Source organism: Derxia lacustris, assembly GCF_002105195.1.
Classification (GTDB): Bacteria; Pseudomonadota; Gammaproteobacteria; order Burkholderiales; family Burkholderiaceae_E; genus Derxia; species Derxia lacustris.
This window is the reverse complement of sequence record NZ_MUHU01000054.1, coordinates 1-10397: the sequence shown is the minus strand read 5'-3', so window position 1 is coordinate 10397 and position 10397 is coordinate 1. Positions and strand designations below refer to the sequence as shown.

The following is a 10397-nucleotide window of genomic DNA, read 5'->3' as shown; positions in this document are numbered from 1 at the left end:
CTGCATCTGCTGCGCGAGCAGTGCGGCGCCACCACCATGCGCCGCGCCACGCGCGCCGCTGCCTCGGCGCCGCACTGCTCGCGCAGCAGATGCAGGCAGCAGTCGATGGCGGCCGCCGTGCCGGCCGAGGTGACGACCGCGCCGTCGTCCACATAGAGCACGTCGGGCCGCAGCTGCACCGACGGATGCCGCTCGGCGAGCCGCGCGCTGCCCAGCCAGTGCGTGGTCGCGGGCCGGCCGTCGAGCAGGCCGGCCTCGGCCAGCACCAGCGCGCCGAGGCACAGCCCCACCACGCGCGCGCCGCGGTCGGCGGCGCGGCGCAGCGCGCGCAGCAGCGCCGGCGGTGCCGGCTCGCCGTCGTCATGCCAGCTCGGGACGATGACCGTGCCGGCGCCCGCCAGCCCGCGCAGCCCGTGCCGCGTGACGATGCCGAAGCCGGCCGAGCTGAGCAGCGGCCCCGGCTGCACCGCGCAGACCCGCAGCGTGAAGCGCGGCGCATCGCCGCCGTCGCCGTGCTCGCCGAATACCGCGCAGGGCACGGCCAGATGGAAGGGATTGATGCCGTCGAAGGCGACGACGGCGATGGTCATCGGATCGAGTCCGGCGGCGGGCTGGAAGCGTTGTGCGCACATGGCCCGATTGTGGCGAAACATGGCTTGCGGGCCAATCGCCGCCCGGCCGCGCGACGGCAAGAATGGCCGCCGTCATCCACACAGAACGAGCCACAGCCATGAACCCGACCCGCCGCGCCCTCATCGTCATCGACGTGCAGAACGAGTATTTCACCGGCCGCCTGCCCATCGCCTTCCCCGACCGCGAAGGCTCGGTCGCGCGCATTGCCGAGGCGATGGACGCGGCGCGCGCCGCCGGCATCGCGGTGGTGGCGGTGCGCCATGCCACGCCCGCCGGCACGCCGATCTTTGCCGTCGGCAGCGACGGCTACGCGCTGCATCCGGCGGTGGCTTCGCGGCCGCACGACCTGCTCATCGACAAGCCGCTGGCCAGTGCCTTGGCCGACACCGGCCTGGCCGACTGGCTGGCCGAGCGCGACATTGGCACGCTGACCCTCGTCGGCTACATGACGCAGAACTGCGTCGATGCCACGGCGCGCGACGCGGCCCATCGCGGCTTTGTGGTCGAGGTGCTGGCCGATGCCTGCGGCGCACCCGACTATGCCAACGACCTCGGCACGGCCAGCGCCGAGGAGCTGCATCGCGTCTTCTGCGTGGCGCTGCATGCAGGCTTTGCGGCGGTCGGCGCGACGGCGGACTGGATCGCCGCCATCAACGGCGGGCCGGCGCTGGCGCGCGGCTCGATTCCGGCGTCGGTCCCGGCGCGCTGAAAGGCGCTGGCGCAGGCGGGGCTTGTATCGTTCGCGGCCGATTTCCCGCCGCTGCCAAGGCCCGCCATGACCCAGCAAGCCCCGCTCCCGCCCACGCTCGCCGAAGCCGCGCGCTACTGGTTCCGCCTCGGCCTCATCAGCTTTGGTGGCCCGGCCGGGCAGATCGCGCTGATGCATGCCGAGCTGGTCGAGCGCCGGCGCTGGATCTCGGAGCGGCGCTTTCTGCATGCGCTCAACTACTGCATGTTGCTGCCCGGGCCCGAGGCGCAGCAGCTCGCGACCTATCTCGGCTGGCTGCTGCATCGCACGCCGGGCGGGCTGATTGCCGGCAGCCTGTTCGTGCTGCCGTCGCTGCTGCTGCTGATTGCGCTGTCCTGGGTCTACATGGCGCTTGGCGATGTGCCGGCGATCGCGGGGCTGTTCTACGGCATCAAGCCGGCGGTCACGGCGCTGGTGGTGCATGCGGCTTTCCGTGTCGGCTCGCGCACGCTGAAGAACGCCTGGCTGTGGAGCATTGCGGTCGCGGCCTTCGTGGCGATCTTTGCGCTCGGGCTGCCGTTCCCGGCAATCGTCGCGGCGGCGGGGCTTGCTGGTTACGTGGGCGGGCGGGTTGCGCCGGAGCGCTTTGCGGCCGGCGGCGGTCACGGCGGCAAGGCGGGCAAGGCGCTCGGGCCGGCGCTGATCGACGACGACACGCCGACGCCCGGGCACGCGCGCTTCGGCTGGGCGCGGGCGGCGCGCGTCAGCGCCGTGTGCCTGGGACTGTGGGCGCTGGCGATGGGCGGGCTGGTCGCGGCCTGGGGCTGGGACGGCGCGCTCGCGCAGATGGGCTGGTTCTTCACCAAGGCCGCGCTGCTCACCTTTGGCGGCGCCTATGCGGTGCTGCCCTATGTCTATCAGGGCGCGGTCGAGCACTACCAATGGCTGAGCGCGCACCAGATGATCGACGGCCTCGCGCTCGGCGAGACCACGCCGGGGCCGCTGGTCATGGTGCTGACCTTCGTCGGCTTTGTCGGCGGCTGGACCGGGGAGATCTTTGGCCCCGATGCGCAGCCGCTGGCCGGCGTGGCGGCGGCGCTGGTGGTGACCTTCTTCACCTTTTTGCCGTCGTTCTTCTTCGTGCTGCTGGGCGGGCCGTTCATCGAGTCGACCCACGGCAATCTCAGGTTCACCGCGCCGCTCACCGGCATCACGGCGGCGGTGGTGGGCGTCATCGTCAATCTGGCGCTGTTCTTTGCGTGGCATGTGCTGTGGCCGCAGGGCTGGAGCGGGCCGTTTGCATGGCCGTCGCTGCTGATCGGCGCGGTGGCCGGCGTGGCGCTGTTCCGCTTCAAGGCCGGCGTGATTCCGGTCGTGGCCGGCTGCGCGCTGGCCGGGCTGGCGCTGCACTGGCTGCTCGGGCTCGGTTGACCGGCGCGGGGCAGGGCGGTGCGCGCAGTACAGTGCCCCGTCACCTCAGCCCCGCCACCCAGCCCAATGCCCACCGATCCGCACCTGTTCCTCGAATCCGTCGACTCGCAAGAAGCCCTCGACTGGGTCCGCGCCCGCAACGCCGTCACCGAAGCCGAACTCACCGCCGACCCGCGCTACGCCCGCATCCGCGCCGAGCTGCTCACGGTGATGAACTCGCCCGACCGCATCCCCGACGTGACCCGGCGCGGCGCCGCCTTCTACAACTTCTGGCGCGATGAGCAGCACAAGCGCGGCCTGTGGCGCCGCACCAGCTTTGCCGACTGGCGCCAGCCCAGCCCCAACTGGGAAACCGTGCTCGACCTCGACGCGCTGGCCGAAGCCGAAGGCGAAAACTGGGTCTGGGCCGGCGCCTCGGCACTCGGGCCCGACTACCGCTACTGCCTGCTGCACCTGTCGCGCGGCGGCGCCGACGCCACCGTCATCCGCGAGTTCGACACGGTGACCAAGCAGTTCGTCGAAGGCGGCTTTGTACTGCCCGAAGCCAAGAGCGACATCGAATGGATCGACGCCAACACGGTTTACGTCGGCACCGATTTCGGCCCCGGCTCGCTCACGCGCTCGGGCTATGTGCGCGTGGTCAAGCGCTGGGCGCGCGGCACGCCGCTGGCCGACGCCGTCACCGTGTTTGAAGGCGCGGAAGACGACGTGAGCGTCGGCGTGATGGTCGACCGCACGCCCGGCTTCGAACGCACGATCTTCACCCGCTCGCTCGACTTCTACCGCGACGAAACCTGGCTCGACACGCCCGCCGGCCGCGTCAGGCTCGACCTGCCCGATGACGCCTCGGCCGACTTCTGGGACCAGACCATGCTCATCAGCCTGCGCAGCGACTGGGACATCGGCGGCGAAGTCCATCCGGCCGGCGCCCTGCTCGCCATCGACGCCGACGCCTTCCTCGCCGGCGCGCGCAGCTTCAAGCGCCTGTTCACGCCGACCGACACCCGCTCGCTCGACGACTACGACACCACCGCCACCCACCTGCTGCTCACCGTGCTCGACAACGTCGCCGGCCGGCTCGAAGCCTGGAAGCGCCACGACGACGGCAGCTGGACCCATCGCCACATCGCCGCGCCGCACCCCGGCACGCTCGACCTCGGCTCGCTGCACGACCCCGAGATCGCCGACGACCCCTTCGCCGAAACCTGGCTGCTCGACTACACCGACTTCCTCACGCCCGACTCGCTGTGGCTGTGCACCACCGCCAACGACGAGCGCGAACTGCTCAAGCGCTCGCCCGCGTGGTTCGACGCCGAAGGCATGCGCGTGGAACAGCTGTTCGCCACCTCGGCCGATGGCACGCGCGTGCCCTACTTCGTGGTCTGGCCCAAGGGCGCCGCGCCCGACGGCCAGAACCCCACGCTGCTCTACGGCTACGGCGGCTTCGAAATTTCGCTCGCGCCCGAGTACTCGCCCGACCGTGGCCTGGTGTGGCACCGCGAGGGCGGCGTGTTCGCGATGGCCAATATCCGCGGCGGCGGCGAGTTCGGCCCCGAATGGCACGAGGCCGCGATCGAGGACGACAAGCAGGCCAGCTACGACGACTTCATTGCCGTGGCCGAAGACCTGATCGCGCGCGGCATTACCAGCCCGCGCCACCTCGGAATCATGGGCGGCAGCAACGGCGGCCTGCTGGTGGGCGCGGTGATGGTGCAGCGGCCCGAGCTGTTCAACGCCGTCGTCTGCCAGGTGCCGCTGCTCGACATGCAGCGCTACCACCTGCTGCTGGCCGGCGCGTCATGGATCGCCGAATACGGCGACCCCGACGACCCCGAGCAGTGGGAATTCATCCGCGAGTACAGCCCGTATCACAACGTCGATGCCGAGGCGGCGTATCCGCGCCCGCTGTTCACCACGTCGACCCGCGACGACCGCGTACACCCGGCGCATGCGCGGAAGATGGCCGCGCTGATGCTGTCGCAGGGGCATGACCTGCTGTATTTCGAGAACATCGAGGGCGGGCACGGCGGGGCGGCGGACAACGAACAGCACGCGCATCTGGCGGCGCTGGAATATGTGTATTTGTGGCAGCGGTTGGGGCGTTAAGCCCCTTGTTTATGGAGAAGGCGCGATGGCGATCAATCAACCGGCGGGGTTTGGCACCGTGGCGCCTTATTTCCTTGTGGCGGGGGCCGAGGGTTTCGTGCGGTTTCTGGTCGAGGGGCTGGGCGGCGTGGAAACCTGCCGCTCGATGCGACCCGATGGCGCGATTGCCAATGTGCAGGTGCGGCTTGGCGATTCGACGGTGATGGTGTCGGAGGCGGTGGCCGCATTTCCGCCGATGGCGGCGGCCTATTACCTGTACGTCGATGACGCCGATGCGGCGATGGCTCGCGCGATTGCGCACGGCGCCGTCGAGGTGATGGCGGTTGGCGATATGCCTTATGGGGATCGGCAGGGTGGGGTGCGCGATGCGTGGGGGAATATCTGGTGGATTTCTCGGCGGTTGGTTGCGGAGCCGTATACGCCATAATGGCTCGCTGCTGGAGTGATGCTATTCGTTGGCCGTAGATGTATATGGTTTGATTTTGTTTAAGAGATTTCCCTGGTGAAGCAGCGGATCGGTCCGGTTATTTTGATGGTTGATGAGGTTTCGATGATCCCTTTGTCATTTGGTTTATGAAGAGGAATATTCATAGTCGGGTGCAAGGACGGGGTTAGGCTTGGGATGGCTCTTCGTATATTTGTATGACATGTGCTGACTCGAATTCAACCAATGTTCCGCGGCAAAGCTCATCTGTGCAGTAAGGGTCATTATCCAGTTCGCCAATATAGCCATTTGTGGTGCGCTCTTTAATCATTACCCACATTCTCTCCACATGCTGCTCACTCTCCAGTGATATGCGAAATATCAATTTCACCAACTCACCTGGTAATAAATTTTCTCGTTCTACTTTGCTTGGCATCCAGAATGTTTCTGGAAACTCCCGATTCAATTTTTCACCATCATCAAGTGTGTATCTCATTGAAGGTCTAATGTTTGGGGTCAGCGGACCGCGCGGCTTTTCGCGCAGGTTTGGTGGCATGAGGAGTTGGCCATATTGTCAGGCAGCATAGGGAACAACACCAAGAATAGTCGCTGTGCGAGCACTGAACTCAGCCGAAAATTGATAGCAATGCTCAAGCTCGACGTGCAGCACTTGACCGCTGCCCTTCGGGTCTTCAACGAGAGACAAATTCAGCGACGACAAGACATTTTGGTGGTTGAACCCTTCAAGCTCGAAATCAAAAATGTCTTCAAACAGGAAGTGAACAACAGAATCATTGTGCAGCTTATAGAAGCCCTCACTGGTGACTTCCGGCCCCATAATCCAGCCGCGAAGATAAATCTCGACGGAAGGCATATATGAGCCAGAGGGAGAGCGGGCCATTCTGTCCAGCACTATGCGATGCACCTCGCCGTCGTGAAAGCTCGGCCACTGTCCGAAGCAGGCAACGACTTCTTGGAAACCGTGGATAAATTCGTGCGGTTGCATGAGATGGCTAACGAAAAGAACTGCGACGATCAATCGATTGCGCGGATTGCTCAGCGAATTGAAAGCATAAACCGTTCGCCGGGAAACCTGTGCTGCGCTTGAAGGCTTGCCGAGCTATGCGCAGCGGGCAATCGGCGATCTGCTGTCGCATCTGCATTTCCTCCATGATCGCGTCGGCGAATACGACGTGCTGATCCGGGAGGCGGCGCGCACTGATGCGCGCAGCAAGCGCTTGATGGAAATGCCCGGCATTGGCCCGACGACGGCCAGTGCGCTTCTCGCCAGCATTGGCAACGGACATGACTTCAAGGCAGGTCGCCAATTTGCCGCCTAGCTGGGATTGAGGCCGGGGCAATATAGTTCTGGCGGCAAGGCCCGACTCGGAAGAATCACGAAGGCAGGTGATGCCTATTTGCGAACGCTGCTGATTCTTGGCGCCCGCGCCGTATTGGCGAGCGCGAAGGAGAAGACTGACAGGATCAGTCGATGGGCGATCTCGATTGCCGAGCGACGCGGCTATTGGCGCGCGGTGGTGGCAATTGCAGCGAAGAACGCGCGCATGGTTTGGGCAATGCTGGCGAAGAGTGAATCTTTTACGCCGATTACCTGAAACAATTCCCACATTGCCCCCGATCCAAATTTGATTGAGTAGTACCGGCTTGTTCGTTCGCGTGACTGCACGCGTTGACGTGCAAGGTTGGACCTGCGCGGGAAATGCCTGTTTAATTCTGGGGGATGGCGCAATTGCCAAGCCCGGCTAACGATCGAGGCCCCTGCGCGCGTCTTTCATCAGGGTCAGAGGTGATTCGATTGCCTCACAAAGACCGGTTGTAGTTTCGCAGTCTTTTCCTTGCCGATTTGACGTTGTCTGTTTGTATTGAGCGATTGGTTGTGATTGATATTTGATTGCTGGTTATTTGCGCGCCTGAATTCATTCAGGCCGGGGCAGGTTTTTTCTTGACAGACGGGGAAGCCCTTGTAGTAGTAGCCCAAGTTAGGCGCCGTTGCCTGGGTCTATTGGGCCTGTGATCTGCGGCACGGAGGTTGCCATTGCACGAATGATTAATGGTGCGGAGATGCCAATGTTGACAGCCAAGAACGGCTTGAGCTCAATCTCTGACATGAGGTAAACATATGCCAGCCCTGATCCGAGTAGTGGCAGCACTATATATGGAACCCAGTACCAAAAATCCTTGAGATCAGGGCGCTCATGCTTTGGAAGATTTCGAATCTCAGCGAGCTTCAGCAACTCAATAGCCAGTGCCCCACCGCCGGCGAACAGTACATTGCTTTGGAAGAATGAATTGTCCATTTTTACCCGGCTCTATTGCGAAGAATTGCTGCCATTCGAACAAAGAAGCCTTCACTTTCGCGGTAGTGTCGACGGGTTGTGTAGAGTTCTTCGCCAGTTTTGCTTGGGATGCTGGAGCGAACGACCTGCTCCCCTAGGTCTGTGATGACACGTCTGGCGGTGACCTCATCGAGGCCCGCTTCTTTGGCGACACCGTTAATTGTTCGCCACTTGTAATTCGGATTTTCCAATGCAGCACGCACTAGCGCAGTTCGGTCAATAGTCCCAGCAAAGGCTCGATCAGTGGTCCTTGCTCGAACCACTTTTTGCATATTGGTGGCCTTACTTGTAACGTGCTTGGCGGACTTGTTTTTCACAGTTCTACCTTTTCTAATGTGCCGATTGGTGAAATTGCATCGGGTGCCTATTAACAAGGCAATACAAAACAAGCATCACATTGCATAACGTGCAGCCGGATGCATGAAATATGAACGCACAACGCTTGACGTTCTTTCAAGGAAATCCATGAACCGGTACGCCATGGCTCGAAGCTGATGCACCGAACGCGTCATCGGACCAGTTCGCAATGCAGACTTGAAATGGCCATTGAGATACTCATCGGGATTGGCGTCGGGTGCGTAAGCCGGCAAGTAGAACACTTCAATCTTCTCGCTTTTCGACGCCAGCCATTCCCGGGTTTGTGCGGAATGATGAACGCGAAGATTGTCGAGAATCAGGAAAACCTTCCTCTTGGCTGAATCCGCAATCAACCCGTCGAGAAACTCGATCGGCGATGCAGAATTGATCGCGCCATCCTGAATGGCAAAGCGCATGAGTCCCTGATTGGTGATGGCGGAAATCATGGTCAGACTTTCCCAGCGCGCGCGATGCTCGATGAGCGGCGTTTCGCCGGCTGGCGCGTAACCGCGCGCCCACGCGGTGTCCTGGCGGATTGCGGTCTCATCGCCCCAATAAATCAGGGCGCCCTCGGAGGCGGCACGACGAGCGATCGCGGGATAGGTCACGTTCAACCACGCCTGAACCTCGGCCGGACGCTGTTCATAAGCCCGCTTGGCGGGGCGTTGCGGCGTGAATCCCCAGCGTCTCAAATATTCATTCACGGTACGAATCGGCATGTCGATCTTGTAGATCGATTTGACTGCCTGCTGCACCGCGCGTCGATTCCAGAGGGCAAAAGGCAAGCCACGCGCGGCGGGATTGCTGCTGATAATGCATTCACGTAAATAAATCTCGTCGGCCAGGCTCAGCGTGCGGTTGTCGCCGGTATGACTGCCGCGCCGGCGCGAGGCGACAGTGTCTCCATTGAATTCCCCGGAAACCCAGCGCCGCGCCCACGTCATCAGCGTGGACATGTGAACACCGGTCATTTCACCGATCGCCTTCCACGTCAAACCCTGTTCATGTCGCAAGCGATATGCTTGCTTGCGCAGCAGCGCGAGGGATTCTTCGGAAAGCTTGCGAGCATCAAATTTTTCCATAAACCATTATATTACTGTTTTGTATTGCCTTATTAATAACGTAGTAGCTCAGCGCCGCGCCGCTTGCGACGTATCCGTTGGAGCGCCGAGTTGGGCGTCTTCCACCTTTGCCGTAATAAGACCGCCAGCAAAACCCGCAATAGCAAAAGCGATGTTCGCAAACAAACTCGCCTCGATTTTTCCTACAGCAAGGAACAAGGCCGAGACGACAAAACGAGCGTGAGGAGCAAGAGCGAAGTTGTATATTTACCGAAGCCTTTCGTCTTGGTTTTGAAGATTCCGAAGATCGCGCCGCCCCCAGTGATCGCTATCGTAACGAGAAGCCACTCATCCGTAGTCATTGGTGATCTCCCTCGTTGGGTTGGAACTCTTCTGGATGCTTGTCTCGTAGCGAATGCAAAATGATTAGTCCAACAATGCTAAATATTGGTAGGACTACACCAACAAGCCCTGAATATCCCTTGGCTTTCGCGTACGCCCAGAACGCAAACCAGAACGTAAGGACGTTTAGTGTCAGAAGGAGCATTTTCAAGGTTTCGCCGATATCCGACAGCCTATTTTCCGTTGTAACGGCAAAAATGACAAACAGCACCATACTGACGAACCAAAATGCAGCAGCGATGTTTGCCTTCTTTTTATACGCGAGCAGCATGGTCAAGAGTCCTTTCTGAAGCCCAACGTGTTTTAGCGTACACATCGCGCCGGATAACACCGTTACCGCCGCGACTCCTATTCATCAGCCTATCCAACAAGCCCCTGTTTTCACAAGTAAATTCACTGCTTCGGATAATTCCGTCCACGCACTAAAACTCACACAAAACCCAGCAATCTTCTCACCGCTGCACCGAAAACACGAAGAAGCTGCCGGATAACCTGGAATCGCCAGCGAGAATCGGTGCGAATTAAAACACTTGCGCCATAGCTTGCACGATAACCCGGCGACAACGCCATCCAGTGCCGTGGCCGGAATGAAGCCAGTCAATCGTGAGCCAGCGAATTCGGCCCACGTTTATTCATCCTTCTTGTGAACAATGCGGTGAGCATATTTGCGCATTTCATTTCGCTGCGCCCGATAAATCCCGCTCTGCCCCGAACAAAGCCAGGCCGTCACACACCCAATCAGCGCAAACACCCCAATCCCCCCGCCAAACAACTCCACCGCCATCAGCGTCGACGCCAGCGGCACATTCGCCGCGCCGGCAAACACCGCCACAAACCCCACCCCCGCCAGCAGCCCCACCGGCAGATGCAGCAGCGGCGCCAGCGCGTTGCCCAGCGTCGCGCCGATGAAGAACAGCGGCTTCAAGGGCGGCGAGGTG

11 protein-coding genes and 1 pseudogene are annotated in these 10397 nt (G+C 61.7%); 5 read left to right on the top strand and 7 right to left on the bottom strand.

Features of this window, described 5'->3' with window-relative positions:
* Positions 1 to 632, bottom strand: a 632-nt coding sequence (locus B9P64_RS23085) for an AraC family transcriptional regulator (RefSeq protein WP_139826495.1), incomplete at its 3' end; no start/stop codon positions are given.
* A gap of 98 nt (positions 633 to 730) precedes the next feature.
* On the opposite strand from B9P64_RS23085, the gene B9P64_RS23080 reads away from it, so the two are divergent.
* From B9P64_RS23080 to B9P64_RS23065, 4 genes are all read left to right on the top strand, one after another.
* Positions 731 to 1342: a cysteine hydrolase family protein gene (locus tag B9P64_RS23080; RefSeq protein ID WP_085318421.1), complete on the top strand. Its 612-nt coding sequence runs from the start codon at positions 731 to 733 to the stop codon at positions 1340 to 1342.
* Between the two features lie 66 nt (positions 1343 to 1408).
* Positions 1409 to 2752: a chromate efflux transporter gene (gene chrA, locus B9P64_RS23075; RefSeq protein WP_085318420.1), complete on the top strand. Its 1344-nt coding sequence runs from the start codon at positions 1409 to 1411 to the stop codon at positions 2750 to 2752.
* A 66-nt stretch (positions 2753 to 2818) separates the two neighbouring features.
* A complete protein-coding gene (locus B9P64_RS23070) occupies positions 2819 to 4858 on the top strand; it encodes a prolyl oligopeptidase family serine peptidase (protein WP_085318419.1) in 2040 nt (679 codons plus the stop codon).
* A 25-nt stretch (positions 4859 to 4883) separates the two neighbouring features.
* Entirely contained in the window at positions 4884 to 5285 is a 402-nt protein-coding gene (locus tag B9P64_RS23065) for a VOC family protein (protein WP_085318418.1), read from the top strand.
* 184 nt (positions 5286 to 5469) lie between these two features.
* Here B9P64_RS23065 and B9P64_RS23060 read toward each other — a convergent pair whose 3' ends face one another.
* Positions 5470 to 5838, bottom strand: coding sequence for a DUF2314 domain-containing protein (locus B9P64_RS23060; RefSeq protein ID WP_235840106.1), 369 nt, complete (start codon positions 5836 to 5838; stop codon positions 5470 to 5472).
* An 18-nt stretch (positions 5839 to 5856) separates the two neighbouring features.
* Positions 5857 to 6288 (bottom strand): Imm50 family immunity protein, encoded by a 432-nt coding sequence (locus B9P64_RS23055; RefSeq protein ID WP_085318416.1) that lies wholly within the window; start codon positions 6286 to 6288, stop codon positions 5857 to 5859.
* A gap of 4 nt (positions 6289 to 6292) precedes the next feature.
* Here B9P64_RS23055 and B9P64_RS28325 point away from each other — a divergent pair.
* A pseudogene (locus B9P64_RS28325) lies at positions 6293 to 6898 on the top strand (IS110 family RNA-guided transposase); the annotation flags it as partial.
* A 384-nt stretch (positions 6899 to 7282) separates the two neighbouring features.
* Here B9P64_RS28325 and B9P64_RS24790 read toward each other — a convergent pair.
* The 4 genes from B9P64_RS24790 to B9P64_RS23035 all read right to left on the bottom strand — a co-directional run.
* Positions 7283 to 7600 (bottom strand): hypothetical protein, encoded by a 318-nt coding sequence (locus B9P64_RS24790; protein ID WP_139826494.1) that lies wholly within the window; start codon positions 7598 to 7600, stop codon positions 7283 to 7285.
* Positions 7601 to 8031: 431 nt separating this feature from the next.
* A complete protein-coding gene (locus B9P64_RS23040; protein ID WP_085318413.1) occupies positions 8032 to 9078 on the bottom strand; it encodes an IS630 family transposase in 1047 nt (348 codons plus the stop codon).
* Between the two features lie 337 nt (positions 9079 to 9415).
* Positions 9416 to 9736, bottom strand: a complete 321-nt coding sequence (locus tag B9P64_RS24785; protein ID WP_139826493.1) for a hypothetical protein — start codon at positions 9734 to 9736, stop codon at positions 9416 to 9418.
* A gap of 351 nt (positions 9737 to 10087) precedes the next feature.
* On the bottom strand, positions 10088 to 10397 hold a 310-nt coding region (locus tag B9P64_RS23035; protein ID WP_176256943.1), incomplete at its 5' end, for a chloride channel protein.

Excerpts from the sequence above, each read along its gene's own strand:
- B9P64_RS24790 (WP_139826494.1), bottom strand. The coding sequence starts at position 7,600 with ATGGACAATTCATTCTTCCAAAGCAATGTACTGTTCGCCGGCGGTGGG.
- B9P64_RS23040 (WP_085318413.1), bottom strand. The coding sequence starts at position 9,078 with ATGGAAAAATTTGATGCTCGCAAGCTTTCCGAAGAATCCCTCGCGCTG.
- B9P64_RS23065 (WP_085318418.1), top strand. The coding sequence starts at position 4,884 with ATGGCGATCAATCAACCGGCGGGGTTTGGCACCGTGGCGCCTTATTTC.
- chrA (WP_085318420.1), top strand. The coding sequence starts at position 1,409 with ATGACCCAGCAAGCCCCGCTCCCGCCCACGCTCGCCGAAGCCGCGCGC.
- B9P64_RS23070 (WP_085318419.1), top strand. The coding sequence starts at position 2,819 with ATGCCCACCGATCCGCACCTGTTCCTCGAATCCGTCGACTCGCAAGAA.
- B9P64_RS23060 (WP_235840106.1), bottom strand. The coding sequence starts at position 5,838 with ATGCCACCAAACCTGCGCGAAAAGCCGCGCGGTCCGCTGACCCCAAAC.
- B9P64_RS23080 (WP_085318421.1), top strand. The coding sequence starts at position 731 with ATGAACCCGACCCGCCGCGCCCTCATCGTCATCGACGTGCAGAACGAG.
- B9P64_RS23055 (WP_085318416.1), bottom strand. The coding sequence starts at position 6,288 with ATGCAACCGCACGAATTTATCCACGGTTTCCAAGAAGTCGTTGCCTGC.